General features: G+C 70.4%; 17 protein-coding genes. 10 read left to right on the top strand and 7 right to left on the bottom strand.

From position 1 onward, the window contains the following. Nucleotides 1–19: 19 nt before the first annotated feature. From rapZ to whiA, 3 genes are read left to right on the top strand one after another with little or no spacing between them, the layout of a single operon-like run. Complete coding sequence (rapZ, locus tag YWY_RS0101295; RefSeq protein WP_156899066.1) at nt 20–880, top strand: RNase adapter RapZ; 861 nt, start codon at nt 20–22, stop codon at nt 878–880. Between the two features lie 19 nt (nt 881–899). Beyond that, nucleotides 900–1,850, top strand: a complete 951-nt coding sequence (locus YWY_RS0101290) for a gluconeogenesis factor YvcK family protein (RefSeq protein ID WP_028846146.1) — start codon at nt 900–902, stop codon at nt 1,848–1,850. A gap of 58 nt (nt 1,851–1,908) precedes the next feature. Further along, nucleotides 1,909–2,895: a DNA-binding protein WhiA gene (gene whiA / locus YWY_RS0101285; RefSeq protein WP_028846145.1), complete on the top strand. Its 987-nt coding sequence runs from the start codon at nt 1,909–1,911 to the stop codon at nt 2,893–2,895. A 121-nt stretch (nt 2,896–3,016) separates the two neighbouring features. Here whiA and YWY_RS0101280 read toward each other — a convergent pair whose 3' ends face one another. Then, entirely contained in the window at nt 3,017–3,658 is a 642-nt protein-coding gene (locus YWY_RS0101280; protein WP_028846144.1) for a LysE family translocator, read from the bottom strand. 199 nt (nt 3,659–3,857) lie between these two features. Between YWY_RS0101280 and YWY_RS0101275 the strand changes: the two genes are divergently transcribed. The 7 genes from YWY_RS0101275 to YWY_RS19610 all read left to right on the top strand — a co-directional run bounded on the left by YWY_RS0101275 (nt 3,858) and on the right by YWY_RS19610 (nt 9,524). Further along, the gene (locus tag YWY_RS0101275) at nt 3,858–5,036 is read left to right on the top strand and encodes a winged helix DNA-binding domain-containing protein (RefSeq protein ID WP_028846143.1); all 1,179 of its coding nucleotides are present in this window, start codon (nt 3,858–3,860) and stop codon (nt 5,034–5,036) included. Nucleotides 5,037–5,087: 51 nt separating this feature from the next. Further along, complete coding sequence (gene gap / locus YWY_RS0101270; RefSeq protein WP_028846142.1) at nt 5,088–6,092, top strand: type I glyceraldehyde-3-phosphate dehydrogenase; 1,005 nt, start codon at nt 5,088–5,090, stop codon at nt 6,090–6,092. 18 nt (nt 6,093–6,110) lie between these two features. Next, nucleotides 6,111–7,313 carry a phosphoglycerate kinase gene (locus YWY_RS0101265; RefSeq protein ID WP_028846141.1) on the top strand — a complete coding sequence of 401 codons (1,203 nt, stop codon included), beginning with the start codon at nt 6,111–6,113 and terminating at the stop codon, nt 7,311–7,313. Next, nucleotides 7,310–8,095: a triose-phosphate isomerase gene (gene tpiA / locus YWY_RS0101260; protein WP_028846140.1), complete on the top strand. Its 786-nt coding sequence runs from the start codon at nt 7,310–7,312 to the stop codon at nt 8,093–8,095. Before YWY_RS0101265 ends, tpiA begins: the two co-directional genes overlap by 4 nt. A 68-nt stretch (nt 8,096–8,163) precedes the next feature. Then, nucleotides 8,164–8,394 carry a preprotein translocase subunit SecG gene (gene secG, locus YWY_RS0101255; protein WP_028846139.1) on the top strand — a complete coding sequence of 77 codons (231 nt, stop codon included), beginning with the start codon at nt 8,164–8,166 and terminating at the stop codon, nt 8,392–8,394. A 72-nt stretch (nt 8,395–8,466) separates the two neighbouring features. Further along, nucleotides 8,467–8,814, top strand: a complete 348-nt coding sequence (locus YWY_RS0101250; protein WP_028846138.1) for an RNA polymerase-binding protein RbpA — start codon at nt 8,467–8,469, stop codon at nt 8,812–8,814. Then, nucleotides 8,811–9,524, top strand: coding sequence for a hypothetical protein (locus YWY_RS19610; RefSeq protein ID WP_051309454.1), 714 nt, complete (start codon nt 8,811–8,813; stop codon nt 9,522–9,524). The genes YWY_RS0101250 and YWY_RS19610 overlap by 4 nt, the downstream gene beginning before the upstream one ends. A gap of 3 nt (nt 9,525–9,527) precedes the next feature. On the opposite strand, the gene YWY_RS0101240 is transcribed toward YWY_RS19610, so the two are convergent. The 6 genes from YWY_RS0101240 to tal form a co-directional block, all read right to left on the bottom strand. Then, a complete protein-coding gene (locus YWY_RS0101240) occupies nt 9,528–10,727 on the bottom strand; it encodes a sensor histidine kinase (protein WP_084608763.1) in 1,200 nt (399 codons plus the stop codon). A 395-nt stretch (nt 10,728–11,122) separates the two neighbouring features. Beyond that, nucleotides 11,123–11,899, bottom strand: coding sequence for a 6-phosphogluconolactonase (pgl, locus tag YWY_RS23900; protein ID WP_038044223.1), 777 nt, complete (start codon nt 11,897–11,899; stop codon nt 11,123–11,125). Next, the gene (gene opcA / locus YWY_RS23895) at nt 11,896–12,837 is read right to left on the bottom strand and encodes a glucose-6-phosphate dehydrogenase assembly protein OpcA (protein WP_051309452.1); all 942 of its coding nucleotides are present in this window, start codon (nt 12,835–12,837) and stop codon (nt 11,896–11,898) included. Before opcA ends, pgl begins: the two co-directional genes overlap by 4 nt. After that, a complete protein-coding gene (gene zwf / locus YWY_RS0101225) occupies nt 12,834–14,372 on the bottom strand; it encodes a glucose-6-phosphate dehydrogenase (RefSeq protein ID WP_028846135.1) in 1,539 nt (512 codons plus the stop codon). The genes opcA and zwf overlap by 4 nt, the downstream gene beginning before the upstream one ends. After that, a complete protein-coding gene (locus YWY_RS0101220; protein WP_038044222.1) occupies nt 14,372–15,979 on the bottom strand; it encodes a glucose-6-phosphate isomerase in 1,608 nt (535 codons plus the stop codon). Before YWY_RS0101220 ends, zwf begins: the two co-directional genes overlap by 1 nt. Then, nucleotides 15,976–17,082 (bottom strand): transaldolase, encoded by a 1,107-nt coding sequence (tal, locus tag YWY_RS0101215; RefSeq protein ID WP_028846133.1) that lies wholly within the window; start codon nt 17,080–17,082, stop codon nt 15,976–15,978. The genes YWY_RS0101220 and tal overlap by 4 nt, the downstream gene beginning before the upstream one ends. Between the last annotated feature and the right edge of the window lies 1 nt (nt 17,083).

Raw genomic sequence — 17,083 nt, 5'->3', positions numbered from 1 at the left:
CGCCCGCAGCGCGTCCGGCATGCAGGTCGCGGTGGTGACCGGCCTGTCCGGTGCGGGTCGGAGCACGGCAGCCAAGTGCCTGGAGGACCTCGGCTGGTTCGTGGTCGACAACCTCCCGCCGGAATTGATCGCCACGATGGTCGAGCTGGGCGCCCAGGCCCGCGGAGCGGTCACCAAGATCGCGGTGGTCATGGACGTCCGGTCGCGCGCGTTCACCGACGACCTCGCGTCGGTGATCAAGGAACTGGACGCGCAGGGCTACAAGCCGCGCGTGCTGTTCCTGGAAGCCACCGACGAGGTGCTCATCCGCCGGTTCGACCAGGTGCGGCGCGGTCACCCGCTGCAGGGGGACGGCCGGCTGGTCGACGGGATCGCCGCGGAACGTGCGTTGCTGGCCCCGCTGCGCAACGAGGCCGACCTGGTGATCGAGACGTCGACGCTGTCGGTGCACGACCTGCGTGCCAAGATCGAGGACGCGTTCGGCACCGACGCGTCCTTGCGTACCCGCATCACCGTGCTGTCCTTCGGCTACAAGTACGGGCTGCCGATGGACGCCGACCTGGTGATGGACGTGCGTTTCCTGCCCAACCCGTTCTGGATCCCGGAGCTGCGCGACTTCACCGGCAAGGATCCCGAGGTGCGCAACTACGTGCTGTCGCAGGAGGGCGCGGAGGATTTCCTCGATCGCTACCAGGAGCTGCTGCGGCTGATCGGTGCGGGCTACCGGCGGGAGGGCAAGCGCTACCTGACCCTGGCGGTGGGCTGCACCGGCGGCAAGCACCGCAGCGTGGCGATGGCCGAGGAGCTGGCCCGCAGGCTGTCCGCCGAGGACGACAACGCGATCGTGAAGGTGGTGCATCGCGACCTTGGGCGGGAATGACCGTGGTGCGCTCCGCGCGGTGGCGTTGGGTGGCGGCCACGGTCTGCACGCGACGCTGCGAGCCCTGCGCCTGCTGACCCCGCACGTGACGGCGGTGGTGACGGTCGCCGACGACGGCGGGTCGTCCGGGCGGCTGCGGAACGAGCTGGGCGTGCTCCCGCCGGGGGATCTCCGCCAGGCGCTGTCGGCGCTGGCGACCGCGGACGTGGGGCCCACCGGCGACAACCTGTGGTCACGGGTGTTCCAGCGCCGGTTCGGCGGTACCGGCGCGCTCGCCGGGCACGCGGTCGGCAACCTGCTGCTGGCCGGGTTGTTCGAGGAGGTCGGCGACCCGGTGGTGGCGCTGGACGAGGCGTGCAAGCTGCTCGGGCTGAGCGGCCGGGTGCTGCCGATGTCGCCGGAACCGCTGTATATCGAAGCCGACGTCACCGGCCTGGACGAGTCGGGTGACCCGGACGCGGTGAGTGTCATCCGCGGCCAGGTCGCGGTCGCCGCCACGCCGGGCCGGGTGCGGCAGATCCGGTTGCACAACGCGGACGGGAAGCCGCCGCGGGCCTGCCAGGCGGCGGTGCAGGCGGTGCTGGACGCGGACGTGGTGCTGCTCGGCCCCGGATCGTGGTTCACCAGCGTGCTGGTGCACCTGCTGGTCCCGGACCTGCACGAGGCGCTGATCCGCACCACAGCGCGTAAGGTGATCGTGCTCAACCTGGTTCCCCAGCCGGGCGAGACGGCGGGTTTCTCGCCGGAGCAGCACCTGCACGTACTGGGACAGCATGCGCCGGAACTGAAAGCCGAAGCGGTGATCGCCGACCGGAAGTCGGTGCCCGCGCCGAGCAGGCTCCGGGCGGCTGCGGAGCGGCTCGGTGCCCGCGCGGTGCTGGCCGACGTGGCCGACGGCAACGGCCGCAGGCATGATCCAAATGCGCTGGCGGCCGTGGTGCGTAACGCTCTGGGGATGGAGAGGGAGTAGGACTGATGAAGGACGAGGCGGCGGGGCCGCCAGGGCCGTGGGGCGGGGGTGATCAGCGGTGGCGATGACCGCAGCGGTGAAGGACGAACTGAGCAGGCTGCAGATCACCAAGATCGGGCCGCGCAAGTCCGAGGTGGCCGCGATGTTGCGGTTCGCGGGCGGCCTGCACATCGTCGGCGGCCGGGTGATCATCGAGGCGGAGCTGGACACCGGGTCGGTGGCGCGGCGGCTGCGCAAGGAGATTCACGAGCTGTACGGGCACCAGTCCGACGTGCACGTGATCACCTCCAGCGGCCTGCGGCGGGGGACCAAGTACGTGGTACGGGTGGTCAAGGACGGAGAGAGCCTGGCCAGGCAGACCGGGCTGATCGACCACCGCGGCCGTCCGGTGCGCGGCTTGCCCGCGTCGGTGGTGTCCGGCGGCATCGCCGACGCCGAAGCGGCGTGGCGGGGCGCCTTCCTCGCGCACGGCTCGCTCACCGAACCCGGCCGGTCGTCGTCGCTGGAGATCACCTGCCCGGGCCCGGAAGCGGCGCTGGCGCTGGTCGGGGCGGCGCGGCGCATGGGAATCCAGGCGAAGTCCCGCGAGGTGCGCGGGGCGGACCGGGTCGTGGTCCGGGACGGCGACGCGATCGGAGCGCTGCTGACCAGGCTGGGCGCGCACAGCAGCGTCCTGCAGTGGGAAGAGCACCGCATGCGGCGGGAAGTGCGGGCCACGGCGAACCGGCTGGCCAACTTCGACGACGCGAACATGCGCAGGTCCGCGCGGGCGGCGGTGGCCGCGGCCGCGCGCGTGCAGCGGGCGATCGAGATCCTGGGGGATTCCGCACCCGAGCACCTGATGGCCGCCGGGAAGCTGCGGCTGAAGCATCGCCAGGCCTCGCTGGAGGAGCTGGGCCAGCTGGCCGATCCACCGATGACCAAGGATGCCGTGGCGGGCCGCATCCGCCGCCTGCTGGCGATGGCCGACAAGCGCGCCGCCGAGCTCGGCATCCCGAACACCGAGTCGGCGGTGACCGAGGAAATGCTCGAGGAGCACTCGTAGGCGCCACCGTGTGGACAGGCGCCACCGGGTGGAGCGCGCACGTGCGCAGCGGGCTCCACCTGGCCCGGCATCTCAGCGCGCGGACACACGAGCGGGGCGGCGCCGCCCCGCTCGGCGCGGATCAGCTGCGCGAGGTCATCAGCAGCCCGGTGCCCAGGCCGATCATGACCGCGCCGCCGGAGCCGCTGACCGTGGCCAGCCGGCGCGGGGAGCGGGCCAGCCACTGCCGGGCGGTACCCGCGGCCAGCGCCCACGTGCTGTCCAGCACCAGGGCGATCGCGGGCACGGCCAACCCGAGCAGCAGCACCTGCTGCGTCACGTTGCCCGCGGTGTGGTCGACGAACTGGGGCATGACCGCAGCGAAGAACACGATGGACTTCGGGTTGCAGAACCCGAAGACGACACCGTCGCGCAAGGCCGCCAGGGCTCGCCGGGGAGTCAGCGCGGGCGGCTCCGCGGCCGCCGCGACGAGCGCGCGGCGGTTCCGGATCGCCTGCACCCCCAGGTACACCAGGTAGGCGGCGCCGGCCACCTTGAGCACGGTGAAGGCGACCACGGAGCGTTCCACCAGCGCCCCGAGCCCGAACGCCACACCCACGACCTGCAGGTACACGCCGGCGGCATTGCCTGCCACGGTCATCAGCGCCTGCCTGCGCCCGGTGGTCAGCGCACGGCTCACCACGAACATCACGCTGGGGCCCGGTGTGGCCACCAGGACGAAGGCCAGCGCGGAGAACGCCACGACTTGTTCCCAGCTCACCATGACCGCAGCGTATGCGGCAGACAGCGGGGTGCCCAGTGAATTTCGCCAGGCGCCGCGAACGTCCGCCCCAGGTCGGAGCGGAACCGCACGCGCACCGAAGCTGCGTCCACTGGATGCACGACGAAATCCAGACCGGAGCGGAACCGCACGCGCGTCGAAGCTGCCCGGTTCTGTCGGCTGTCCTTGTTAGAAACGACGCATGCGGATCGACGAGGCGCAGCGCCGCGCGCGCCTTGCCCGGCGGCACATGCTGGCCGCCCAGGACAGGGCGGACGACATCACCCAGGTGGCCGATGGGTTGGTGGCGCTGCATGCCACCAACCCGTCCTCGGTGTTCCTGTCGGCTCTCGTCCGCATGCGCAAGCCGTCCACAGCTGCGGTCGAGCAAGCCCTGTACGACGACCGGTCGCTGGTGCGCGTGCTCGGCATGCGGCGGACCGTGTTCGTCGTCCCCAGGGAGCTGGCGCCGGTGGTGCAAGCGGCGTGCACCGACGACGTCGCCGCCCGGGAGCGCCGCAGGCTGGTGCAGCAGCTGACGCGGAACGGTCATCCGGAGCCCGTGCCCGACGCCGAAACATGGCTGGCGACGGTGATGGACGAGACCGAGCGGGCACTGCGGGCCCGCGGGTCGGCGACCACGCAACAGCTCGCCGGCGACGTTCCCTCGCTGCGGCAGAAGCTGCTGTTGTCACCGGGCAAGAAGTACGAGTCGTTGGTCAATGTCGCGGGAAGTGTGGTCGCGTTGTTGGCCGCCGAGGGGCGCATCGTGCGCGGCCGTCCCCGGGGCAGCTGGTTGTCCTCGCAATACGTCTGGGAGCCGATGGACAGCTGGCTGGGCGACCAGGAGAAGCCGGACCCGGACGCGGCCAGGGCCGAGCTGGCCCGGCGCTGGCTGGGTGCGTTCGGGCCCGCGCAGGTTGCGGACCTGAAGTGGTGGACCGGCTGGACCATGGCGCAGACCCGCAAGGCGCTTGCCGCCGTCGGCCCGGTCGAGGTCGAGCTGGACTGCGGTCCCGGCATCGCCCTGCCGGACGATCTGGCCCCGGTGCCGGAGCCCGAGCCGTGGGTCGCACTGCTGCCCGAGCTCGATCCCACCGCGATGGGCTGGGCGGAACGCTCCTTCTACGTGGGTGAGCACCGCAAGGCGGTGTTCGACGGCAGCGGCAACGTCTGCCCGACGGTGTGGGCGGACGGGCGCATCGTCGGCGTGTGGGGACAGCGGCCCGGTGGCGAGATCGTCTACCGGCTGCTGACCGACGTCGGAGCAGACGTCATGGCCCGGGTGGACGCCGAAGTTGCCCGGTTGGGCGAGTGCCTCGGTGACGTGCGGGCCGTGCCGAAGTTTCCCACCCCACTGGCACGTGAGCTGACCGGGTGACCCGCTATGGTGGAGGGGCAGAGCCGATTCGATTCAGAGGAGATATCACTCGTGACGGTGCGCGTAGGTGTGAACGGCTTCGGCAGGATCGGCCGCAACTTCTTCCGGGCCGTCCAGGCGTCCGCTTCCGACATCGAGATCGTGGCGGTCAACGACCTGGTTGACAACGCGACGTTGGCGCACTTGCTGAAGTACGACAGCGTGCTCGGCAAGCTCGATGCCGAGATCAGCTCCGACGACGACGGCATCGTCGTCGGCGGCAAGCAGGTGCGGGTGTTCGCCGAGCGCGACCCGGAGAACCTGCCGTGGGGCGACCTCGGGGTGGACGTGGTGGTGGAGTCCACCGGCCGTTTCACCAAGGCCGAGGACGCGGCCAAGCACGTCAAGGGAGGCGCCAAGAAGGTCATCATCTCCGCGCCCGCCAAGGGTGAGGACCTGACCGTGGTGATGGGCGTCAACCACGAGGCCTACGACGGGTCGCAGACCATCATCTCCAACGCGTCCTGCACCACGAACTGCCTGGCGCCGCTGGCCAAGACGCTGCACGACGCATTCGGTATCGAACGTGGCCTGATGACCACGATTCACGCCTACACGCAGGACCAGAACCTGCAGGACGGTCCGCACCGCGACCTGCGCAGGGCTCGTGCCGCGGCGCTGAACATCGTGCCGACCTCCACCGGCGCGGCCAAGGCGATCGGCCTGGTGCTGCCGGAGCTGAACGGCAAGCTGGACGGGTACGCGCTGCGTGTCCCGGTGCCCACCGGTTCGACCACGGACCTGACCGCGACGCTGTCCCGCGAGACCACCGTGGACGAGGTCAACGAGGCCTTCCGGGCCGCGGCCGAGGGCCCGCTGAAGGGCATCCTGACCTACAACGAGGACCCGATCGTGTCCGCCGACATCGTCACCGACCCGGCGTCGTGCATCTACGACGCGCCGCTGACCAAGGTGATCGGCAACCAGGTCAAGGTGGTCGGCTGGTACGACAACGAGTGGGGCTACTCGAACCGGCTCGTCGACCTGTGCAAGCTGGTCGGCGCCAAGCTCAGCTGACGGGATCGGGCGACTGTGCTGAAGACGCTGGACGACCTGCTGCAAGAGGGCGTGTCCGGCCGCACGGTGCTGGTCCGTGCCGACCTGAACGTGCCGCTGGACGGCGACAAGATCACCGACGACGGCCGGGTGCGGGCCGCCCTGCCTGGCATCGCCAAGCTGGCCGAGGCCGGTGCGCGCGTCGTGGTGACCGCGCACCTGGGCCGCCCCAAGGGCAAGCCGGACCCGGCGTTCTCGCTGGCTCCGGTGGCCGCCCGGTTGGGCGAGCTGCTCGGCAAGGACGTGCGGCTGGCCGCCGACGTGGTGGGCGAGAGCGCCAAGGCCACGGTGGCCGGGCTGGCCGACGGTCAGGTGGCGCTGCTGGAGAACGTACGGTTCGACCCGCGGGAGACCAGCAAGGACGACGCGGAGCGCGGCGAGTTCGCTCGTGAGCTCGCCGCGTTGGTCGGTGCCGGCGCCGCATTCGTCTCGGACGGCTTCGGCGTCGTGCACCGCAAGCAGGCCTCGGTGTACGACGTGGCGCGCGAATTGCCCGCGTACGCCGGCGGTCTGGTGCTGTCCGAGGTCGAGGTGCTGCGCAAGCTCACCGAGGGCGAGGTGGAGCGGCCGTACGTCGTCGTGCTCGGCGGCTCGAAGGTCTCCGACAAGCTCGCGGTGATCGAGGCGCTGCTGCCCAGGGTGGACAAGCTGCTGGTCGGCGGGGGCATGTGCTTCACGTTCCTGGCCGCCCAGGGCCACGCGGTCGGCGGCTCGCTGCTGGAAGAGGACATGATCGACACCTGCAAGCGGCTGCTCGCCGACGCGGGTGACAAGCTGGTCCTCCCGCAGGACGTGGTGGTCGCCGACAAGTTCGCCGCGGACGCCAACACGCAGACCGTGGCCGCCGACTCGATTCCGGAGTCCTGGCTCGGCCTGGACGTCGGGCCGCAGACGGTGGCGGCGTTCGGCCAGGTGCTGGCGGAGGCGCGCACGGTGTTCTGGAACGGCCCGATGGGTGTGTTCGAGATGGCGCCGTTCGCCGCGGGCACTCGCGGCGTGGCCGAGGCGATCGGGAAGTCCGAGGCGTTCTCGGTGGTCGGTGGTGGCGACTCCGCCGCTGCGGTGCGCCAGCTCGGCCTGGCCGAGGAGTCCTTCTCGCACATCTCCACCGGCGGCGGCGCGTCGCTGGAGTTCCTGGAGGGCAAGACGCTGCCCGGTATCGACGTTCTGGAGCGCTCGTGAGCCGCAAACCGCTGATCGCCGGCAACTGGAAGATGAACTGCACCCATCTCGAGGCGATCGCCCTGGTGCAGAAGATCGCTTTCACGTTGCCGGAGAAGTACTACGCCAAGGTGGACGTGGCCGTGCTGCCGCCGTTCACCAGCATCCGCAGCGTCCAGACGCTGGTCGACGGGGACAAGTTGCTGCTCACCTACGGTGCGCAGGACTTGTCCCCGCACGACAGCGGCGCCTACACCGGCGACGTGTCCGGCCCGATGCTGGCCAAGCTGGGCTGCTCGTTCGTCACGGTCGGCCACTCGGAGCGGCGTGAGTACCACGCGGAGTCCGACGAGCTGATCAACAAGAAGGTGCGGGCGGCGCTCAAGCACGGCATCAGCCCGATCCTGTGCGTGGGGGAGAAGCTCGAGGTGCGGGAGGAGGGCAAGCACATCGAGCACACCACCGCCCAGGTGGTGGCCGGGCTGAAGGGGCTCAAGGCCGAGCAGGTCGAGAACGTGGTGATCGCCTACGAACCGGTGTGGGCGATCGGCACCGGCCGGGTGGCCACCCCGTCGGACGCGCAGGAGGTGTGCGCGGCGATCCGCTCCACCATCGCCGCCAAGTACGGGCAGGAGCTGGCCGACGGACTCCGCGTGCTCTACGGCGGATCGGTGAAGGCCAGCAACATCGCCGACTTGATCAAGCAGCCGGACATCGACGGCGCGCTGGTGGGCGGGGCGAGCCTGGACGCGGACGAGTTCACCAAGCTGTGCGCGCTCGCCGCCGGAGGGCCGCTGCCGTAGCGGTGAACCGGCCCGGGTAGCCTTGACCAGCACGTGACGCGAAAGCCGACATCCGCAACGAGGACACGATGAAGCTCTTCCTGCAAATCCTGCTGGTGGTCTCCAGCATTCTGCTGATCATCGCCGTTCTGCTGCACAAGGGACGCGGTGGCGGCTTGTCCTCGCTGTTCGGTGGTGGCACCCAGTCGAGCCTTGCCGGGTCCAGCGTGGCGGAGAAGAACCTGGACCGCATCACGCTGTTCATCGGAGCGATCTGGATGATCTGCGTGGTGGGGCTCGGCCTGCTGCTCAAGGTGTGACCGTCGGCGTTCCACGCTCGCGGCATGTCAGCGCGATCAGTCAGCGCGAAGGTAGGGGTGTGAACACCTATGGTGAGTGGCGGTAGCGCTATTCGGGGAACCAGAATCGGTGGTGGCGGCCCAAGCACTGAGTCCGAGCGTGGCGAGCCGGTTCCGCGCGTGCCGGTCTCGTACTGGTGTCTGAACAAGCACGAATCGCGGCCGTACTTCGCCGTCGGCGCGGAAATTCCCGACGAGTGGGAGTGCCCGAGCTGCGGGCTGCCTGCCGGGCGTGACCCGGAGAACCCCCCGAAGCCGAAACGGCCCGAGCCGTACAAGACGCATTTCGCGTACGTGAAGGAACGCCGCACCGACGAAGAGGGCGCCGCTATCCTCGCCGAAGCCCTGGAGCGGTTGCGCAAGCGTCGCGAAGGGAAGTGACCACGCCGGATCCGGCCGTGGACCCGCTCGGCTACCCGGGCAGGCCCGCGGCCGGTTCCGGTTGTCTCGTGCACGGCCGGTTCGAACGGGTCGCCGATCGTCGGCAGCTGGCAGAGGACCTGGCCGCGCTGGACGCCGTGCCACTCGAAGCGCGCCATCCGGTGCTCGCCGTGGGGGCGAACGCGTCGCCGGAACGCCTCGCTGCGAAGCTGGGTTCGCCGGCCGTCGTGCCCATGACGGCCGCTGAGGTCGAGGGTCTGGCGGTCGGCGTGTCGGCCCACGTCAGTCCGCAACGCTATGTCCCTGCGGCGCCGATCAGTGCTCCCGGGGAACGGCACCGCCTTGTCGTGGTGTGGTTGGACAGCGATCAGCTGGCTGCCGTGGACCGGACCGAGCCCAACTACCGGCGTGTGCCCTTGCCGATGCCGGTCCAGGTTCCGCTGGTGGGCGGGACGGTCGACTGTGACGTGTACGCCGGCCGGTGGGGCTGCCTCGTCGACGAGAATGGTCGGCCGCGTCGGCTCGGCGATCAGCGCGCCTTGCTGCGTGATCTGCTCGGTCGCTCGCCCGAGCTTCGCGCGCTGTTCGGCAAGACACCGGAAGAATTCGTGCGAGCGGCGGGCGACCCGGCGAGGCGGGCCAGGGCGCGGGACATCATGGTGGCCGAGGGATGGGTCGCGCCTCAGCCGGAGTTCGCGGTCACGCCATGACCGTCACTGTTTCAGCGGGTAGTGCGCCCGCACCTCGAATCCACCGTCGGCTGTCGAGCGGGCGTGGAACGTACCGTTCAGCAGCATGGCGCGCTCGGCCAGCCCAGCCAGCCCATGGCCGCCGGACGGCAGTTTGGGCGTGCAGCGGGGCCGTTCGCGTGGCTTGTCGTTGCGCACCTCGACCCGCAGCTCCTGGTAGGCGTAGTGCACTCGGATCGTGGCGGTGGCCCCGGGAGCATGCTTGTGCACGTTGGTCAACGCCTCTTGCACCGTGCGGAAAGCAGCGGCGGAGACCTGCGGCGGGATGTCGGCCGGCAACTGCTCGACGGTGAGGCGTACCGGAACGTCGACGTCACGAACCAGTCTGCCGAGCGCATCCAATCCCGGTGCGGGCAGCTCTTCGTCACTGTCCGCCCGCAGCATGCCGAGCAGGGAACGCAACTCCTCGAGGGCGCGCGTGCTGAGCGAGCGGATCGACTCCGCTGCGCGCTTCATGGCGTCCGGGGAGCTCGCACATTCCATCGCGTTGGCCTGCATGGCGATCAACGTGACTTCGTGGGAGACGACGTCGTGCATCTCCCGCGCCAGCTTGGCCCGCTCGTCGGCGCGGACTGCGCGAGCGTAGGCGTGCCGCTCACGAAGCTGGTTCTCTTCCAGCTCGCGATACCGGCGGAGCAGGTCCTGCCGCATCGCAACCAGCAGCCCGATGGCGACCGGCATGGCGGCCACCACGCCGCCGTAGATCACGTCCAGCCCGTACTGCTGCCAAGGCAGGTCGGCCATCTCCGGCAGTGGCCAGGTGACGAAGCGGCACAGGAACACCAGGCCGGCGCCCAGCCAGGTCTTCCAGGACATGCCGACGCGGTAGGCCAGATAGCCGACGGCGATCATGGCGGCGAGCTGCGCCCAGCCGGCGAAGAACCCGGGTACCGTGCCGAGCACGGCCGCCAACGGGAACCGGCGGCGGAACAGCAACGCGGCGCAGGCCAGCCAGGACAGCACCGTCGACTCGGTTCCGACGGGTACACCGGGGACGGCAAGCCAGACGTCCAGTGCGGCGATCGCGATCACGGCCACGTCGATCAGCAGGGTCCGCGTGCTCGGTCGACGCAGCAGCGCGGGCACGTCCGGCCATGTGAGGACCCTAACCGGCCGCACATTCCCGAACCGCAACGGCGGTGTCGAGATGTTCTGGATGCTCATGTGTCCCCGACCTCCAGTTGATCTCACTGCACAACCACGGCAGGCCTTGCGTCGCGGACGAAGGCCGTCGTGAATGCACACGGTGCGCGGCACCGCTCTCACTTGTGGAGATGCCGGAGATCACTCGAAGGGGACGCGCAGTGGTCAACTTTCCCAAATTGTGTGCAGATGCAAAGGTATATTTCCGGCGATACCCGGCAAGGCCAATGAAGTTGCCGCGTACGGGTCCTGCGAACGCGTGTCATCCTGCCCGGGAAGGCGTTACCCCAAGTGGACGCTTGCCGGCCCGGAACCCGTCACCGGCCGGGTAGCGGGCACGGTCATTTCACCTGCCCAGGTGGACGACAGGGCCCGTCACGGGTGACCGGACAGGGGAAGAGCCGGCCGGACAGCCGTCAGGCCAGCAGCGGGAACTCTGCGCGCGGAATGCGACTTGCCGCCGCCGCGTCGATCAGCCACCGGGTGCGCACCTGACCGCTCACCCCGGCCACCGGGATCTGCACCTCACCCGCCCCCGACAGGGCCAGGGCCACCGCGTCGGCCTTCGACTCACCCGCGGTGATCACCCACACCTCGGCAGCCCGGCGAATGGCAGGCAGGGTCAGCGAAATCCGTGTCGGCGGCGGCTTGGGGCAGTTGCGTACCGCCACCACCGTGCTGTCCACCGCATACACGGCGGGCGATTCGGGGAAGATCGACGCGGTGTGGCCCTCCCCGCCCATGCCGAGCAGGAGCAGGTCGAACACCGGGACGCCACGATGGTGGCTGCGCCCGGCATGCTCGGCGAGCAAGTCCGCGTAGGCGGCCGCCGCAGCTTCCGGGTTGTCCCCGTACGGCCCGTCGGACGCCGGCATCGGATGAACGCGATCGGGATCGACCGGCACGTGGTCCAGCAGCGCCTGTCGGGCTTGCAGCTCGTTGCGCTCCGGGTCGCCTGCCGGGACGAAGCGCTCGTCCCCCCAGTAGATGTCCACGTTGGACCAGTCGACGGCATCGCACGCGGGGGAGCGGCGCAGCTGCTCCAAGGTGGCGATCCCGACGCCGCCGCCGGTCAACACCAACGACGCCGAGCCCTTCGCCGCTTGCACGTCGACCAGCTTCGTCACCAGCCGCGCGGCGGTGGCCGCAGCCAGCGACTCGGCGTTGCGATGCACCACGATGTGCCGGGTCACGCCACCCCTGCCTTCCTCCTGGCCTTCAACTGCCGCACACCGGCCAGCGCCCTGGCGTAGATCTCGTCCGGATCCAGCCGGTGCAGTTCCTCGGTCAACACGTCCGACACGCTGCGCCGCTGCAGAGCGATGCGACGGGTCGGCTGGCCGGGCTGCGACAGGGTGCCGATCCGCCCGTCCGGCCGGTACAGCTCGATCGGCCCGGAGGCGCGCTCCAACCGCACGCCCACGATGCCCTGCTGGCCTTCCTCGGCCTTCATCCGGCGCACCGGCACCTGCAGGTAGTCGAGCAGCCAGCCGGCCAGCAGCTCGGTCGACGGCGAGTCGGACTGCCCAGTCACGGTCGCGCTGGTCACCGGCTCGAACGGGGGCAGGTCGAGTGCGGCCACCAGCTGCGCCCGCCACAGCGTCAGCCGTGCCCATGCCAGGTCGGTGTCGCCGTCGGCGTAGTGCTCCGCCCGTGCCCGCAGGGCGCGCACGGGATTGCGTTCCGCTGCCGAATCGGTGATCCGGCGCTGCGCGAGCGCCCCGAGCGGGTCCGCCGACGGATTGCGCGGGCCCGCACCCGGCCACCACGTGACGATCGGAGCGTCCGGCAGCAGCAGCGGCATCACCGCCGTCTCGGCTTCCCTGGCCAGCGCCCCGTACAACCGCAGCACGATCACCTCACCGGCGCCGGCGTCGCCGCCGACCCGGATCTGCGCGTCGATCCGCGGTGCCGCGGACCGGGATCCGCGGGCCGCCACGATGATCCGCGCCGGGTGCATGCGCGAGGCGTCGTTGGCCGCCTCGATGGCGTCCTCCAGCTCGGTGGAGTCGTCCGTGACGATGACCAGGGTCAGCACCCGGCCCAGCGCCACCGCGCCACCACGCAGCCGCAGGTCGACCAGCTTGGCGTTGATCTGGGACGCCGTGGTGGACGGCAAGTCGACGATCACGGCCGCCTCCAGTGTCGTCCGGTCCTGGCCAGCAGCGCGTCGGCGCTCGGCGGGCCCCAGCTGCCCGGCGGGTACGGTTCCGGCCGGGTGCCGGAGCGTTCCCAGTGCTTGAGCACCGGGTCCAGGATCTGCCAGGACAGCTCGACTTCCTCGTTGCCGGGGAACAGCGACGGTTCACCCAGCAGCACGTCCAGGATCAGCCGCTCGTAGGCCTCCGGCGAGGACTCGGTGAACGCGTGCCCGTAGCCGAAGTCCATCGTCACGTCCCGGACTTCCATGGTCGAGCCGGGCACCTTGGACCCGAACCGCAGCGTGACCCCCTCGTCCGGCTGGATGCGGACGACCAGCGCGTTCTGGCCCAGCTCCTCGGTGGCGGTGTGGTCGAACGGCAGGTGCGGCGCGCGTTTGAACACCACCGCGATCTCCGTCACCCGGCGGCCCAGCCGCTTGCCGGTGCGCAGGTAGAACGGCACCCCGGCCCAGCGGCGGTTCTGCACGGCCAGCGTCACCGCCGCGTAGGTCTCGGTGGTCGAATCCTTGGCGAACCCTTCCTCCTCGAGCAGGCCGCGCACTTTCACGCCGCCCTGCCAGCCGCCGGTGTACTGGCCGCGCGCGGTGGTCTCGTCGAACGGCTCGACCGCCTTGGTGGCCCGCAGCACCTTGACCTTCTCGGCGCGCAGCTGAGACGGCTCGAACGACAGCGGCTCCTCCATCGCGGTGAACGCCAGCAGCTGCAGCAGGTGGTTCTGGATCACGTCCCGCGCGGCGCCGATGCCGTCGTAGTACCCGGCGCGGCCGGCCAGGCCGATGTCCTCGGCCATGGTGATCTGCACGTGGTCGACGTAGTTGGCGTTCCAGATCGGCTCGAACAGCTGGTTGGCGAACCGCAGCGCCAGGATGTTCTGCACCGTCTCCTTGCCCAGGTAGTGGTCGATGCGGAACACCGACTCCTCGTCGAACACCGAGTTGACCACCTGGTTCAGCTCGATCGCCGACTGCAGGTCGTGGCCGAACGGCTTCTCGATCACCACCCGCCGCCACACCCCGGGCGGCTGCCCGCCACCGGCCAGGCCGTGCTCGGCCAGCTGCCGGGTGACCGTGGGGAACGCGCCGGGCGGGATGGACAGGTAGAACGCGTGGTTGCCGCCGGTGCCGCGCTGCTCGTCCAGCTCGGCCACCGTCTTGGCCAGCTGCCGGAACGCTTCGTCGTCGTCGAACGAGCCCTGGACGAACCGGATGCCTTCGGCCAGCCGGGCCCACACGTGCTCGCGGAACGGCGTGCGGGCGTGCTCGCGCACCGAATCGTGCACCAGCTGACCGAAATCCTGGTCGGCCCAGTCCCGGCGGGCGAAGCCGACCAGCGAGAAACCCGGCGGCAGCAATCCGCGGTTGGCCAGGTCGTACACCGCGGGCATGAGCTTCTTGCGCGACAGGTCACCAGTCACCCCGAAGATCACCAGGCCGCACGGCCCCGCGATGCGCGGCAGCCGCTTGTCGCGCTCGTCACGCAGCGGATTGACCCAGTTGGCGGGCATCACAGTCCCTGGATCGCCCGGACCACGTCGGCCAGGCCTGCCGCCCGGTCGGCCAGGTGCAGCCGCAGCACCGGCCGCTGGAGGTCGCTCAGCACCTGGCCGTCACCGAGGGCCTGCGCCAGCTGCAGCTCGCCCAGCGTGTACGGCCGGCCGGGCACCTCCAGGTCGTCCGGCGAGTCGCCGGTGATCTGCAGGAAGGCGCCGTTCGGATGGCCGCCCTTGTGGTACTGGCCGGTGCTGTGCAGGAACCGCGGCCCCCAGCCGAAAGTCACCTGCCGCCCGGTGCGCTTGGCCAGCTCGGTGCGCAGCAGCGAAGCGGACGCATCGTCCTCGCGATTCAGGTACGCCTGCACGGCCAGGTAACCGCCCTCGGGAATCTGCTCGGCGAACTTCCGTATCGTCTCGGTGAGGTCGCCACCTGCGCTGACCCCCGGCCCGGGGAACACCTGCACCGCGCCTGCGGTCAGCGCAGGCTCCGGCTGCTCGGCACCGGGGGAGTCGAGCAGACCGCGGGCCGCCTTCTTGGCCGCCTCGACGTCCGGCTGGTCGAACGGGTTGATGCTCAGCAGGCTGCCCAGCAGTGCCGTGACGTACTCCCAGAACAGGAACTGCTCGCCCAGCTGCAGCCGCACCGACACCGCCGCACCGTCGACGGGCTCGCCGATGGCGACGGTGGTGGCGTCCGCACCCGCGTCGGCGAAACCGGGCGCGTCCACCGATTCGACGATCACCGGCAGCACACCGGTGCGGTCCTTGCCGGTGGACTCGGCGATCAGCTGCTCGATCCAGTCACCCAGGCCGGGAATGCCGGAGTCGTGATCGGCGATGACCAGCTTCTCCGCGCCGTTGTCGTGCGCCGCCGCCAGCGCGGCGGCCAGCCGGATCGCCGGGTTCTGCGGATCGTCCGCGGCCAGCTTCTCCCGGATCACCGCCGCCTGGTCCAGCAGGCGGGCGATGTCCGCACCGGCCAGCCCGGCGGGCACCAGGCCGAACGCCGACAACGCCGAATACCGGCCGCCGACGTTCGGGTCGGCCAGGAACAGTCTGCGGTAGCCCTCCTTGTCGGCCAGCTCGGCCAGCGGGGACCCGGGGTCGGTCACCACGATCATCCGGCGCCCCGGGTCGACGCCCGGGTTCTGCTCGGCGAACGCCTGGGCGAAGATCCGGCGCTGGCTGTCGGTCTCCACCGTGGTGCCGGACTTCGACGACACCACCAGCACGGTGCGGTTCAGGTCGCCGGCCAGCGCGTCGGCCACCTGGCCGGGGTCGGTGGTGTCCAGGATGGTCAGCGGGACCCCTTCGGTGCGGCTGATCACCTCCGGGGCCAGCGACGAGCCGCCCATGCCTGCCAGCACCACCCGCTCGATGCCTTCGCCTGCCAGCTCGGATCGCAACGTCGCCACGTCGCCGATCAGATCGCGCGACGTGGCGTGCAGCTTCGTCCATCCCAGCCGGATCGCGGCCTCGGCCTCGGCCGCCGGTCCCCACAGCGTGGGATCCTGCTCGCTGATCCGGGACGCGGCCCGCTGCTCGACGAGCCGCTGAACATGGCCTTCGGCAGCCGCCGCGAGCTCCGCGGCGATCGTCACGCTGTCGGTCACACTCACCCCTCGCTGGCGGCCACGAGCTGACCGTTGACCGTCTCCAGCAGCTCGGACCACGACTTGTCGAACTTGCTCACGCCTTCGTCCTCCAACACCCGGAAGACGTCGTCCAGGTCGACGCCGAGGTCGGCCAGCCGCTGGAAGACCTCGTCCGGATCGCTGTCGTCGGAGGCCTCCAGCTTGGCATGATCGGCCGCGGCGAGCAGCGTCTTCTCCGGCATCGTGCTGACCGTTCCCGGGTAGATCAACTCGTCGACGTAGAGCGTGTCGGAGTACTCCGGGTTCTTGGTGCCGGTCGACGCCCACAGCGGGCGCTGCGGGTTGGCCCCCGCGTCCTTCAGCGCCTGCCACCGCTGGCCGGCGAAGACCTCCTGGTAGGCCGCCCATGCCCGCCGGGCGTTGGCCACCGCCGCCTTGCCGAGCAGCGCCTTCGCCTCGTCGGTGCCGATCTCCTGCAGCCGCTTGTCGATCTCGGTGTCCACCCGGGACACGAAGAACGACGCGACCGAGTGGATCCGGCTCAGGTCGTGTCCGTTGGCCTTGGCCTGCTCCATCCCGGCGAAGAAGGCCTCCATCACCTGGCGGTACCGCTCGATGGAGAAGATCAGCGTGACGTTGACGCTGACCCCTTCGGACAGCACCCGGGTGATGGCAGGCAGCCCCTCCTCGGTGGCCGGGATCTTCACCAGCAGGTTGGGCCGGTCGATGGTCTTGGCCAGGTCCAGCGCCTCCACCACGGTCTTCTCGGCGTCCCGTGCCATACGCGGGTCCACCTCGATGGACACCCGGCCGTCGACACCGCCGGTGGACTGGAACGTCTCCAGGAACACGTCGCACGCGTCGCGCACGTCGGTGGTGGTGAGCTCACGCACCGCCTGCTCCAGGTCGGCGCCGCGCTTGGCCAGTTCGCGCACCTGCTCGTCGTAGGCCTGCCCGTTGGCGAGCGCGTTGGCGAAGATGGTCGGATTCGTGGTGACGCCGACGACGTGGTACTCGGCGATGAGCCGGGCCAGCTTGCCGGACCTGATGTGCTCGCGAGACAGGTCGTCCAGCCAGACCGAGACCCCGGCGGCGGACAACCCGGCGAGGCGGGTGGGTGAAGTCATG

Origin of the sequence: Thermocrispum agreste DSM 44070 (assembly GCF_000427905.1) — a bacterium.
GTDB classification, from domain to species: Bacteria; Actinomycetota; Actinomycetes; order Mycobacteriales; family Pseudonocardiaceae; genus Thermocrispum; species Thermocrispum agreste.
The sequence above is the reverse complement of the archived record's forward strand: the minus strand, read 5'-3'. Positions and strand labels throughout refer to the sequence as shown.

Coding starts and splice junctions, on each gene's coding strand:
- zwf (WP_028846135.1), bottom strand. CDS start 14,372: ATGCCCGCCAACTGGGTCAATCCGCTGCGTGACGAGCGCGACAAGCGG.
- tal (WP_028846133.1), bottom strand. CDS start 17,082: ATGACTTCACCCACCCGCCTCGCCGGGTTGTCCGCCGCCGGGGTCTCG.
- YWY_RS0101280 (WP_028846144.1), bottom strand. CDS start 3,658: ATGGTGAGCTGGGAACAAGTCGTGGCGTTCTCCGCGCTGGCCTTCGTC.
- YWY_RS0101275 (WP_028846143.1), top strand. CDS start 3,858: ATGCGGATCGACGAGGCGCAGCGCCGCGCGCGCCTTGCCCGGCGGCAC.
- secG (WP_028846139.1), top strand. CDS start 8,164: ATGAAGCTCTTCCTGCAAATCCTGCTGGTGGTCTCCAGCATTCTGCTG.
- rapZ (WP_156899066.1), top strand. CDS start 20: ATGCAGGTCGCGGTGGTGACCGGCCTGTCCGGTGCGGGTCGGAGCACG.
- YWY_RS0101240 (WP_084608763.1), bottom strand. CDS start 10,727: ATGAGCATCCAGAACATCTCGACACCGCCGTTGCGGTTCGGGAATGTG.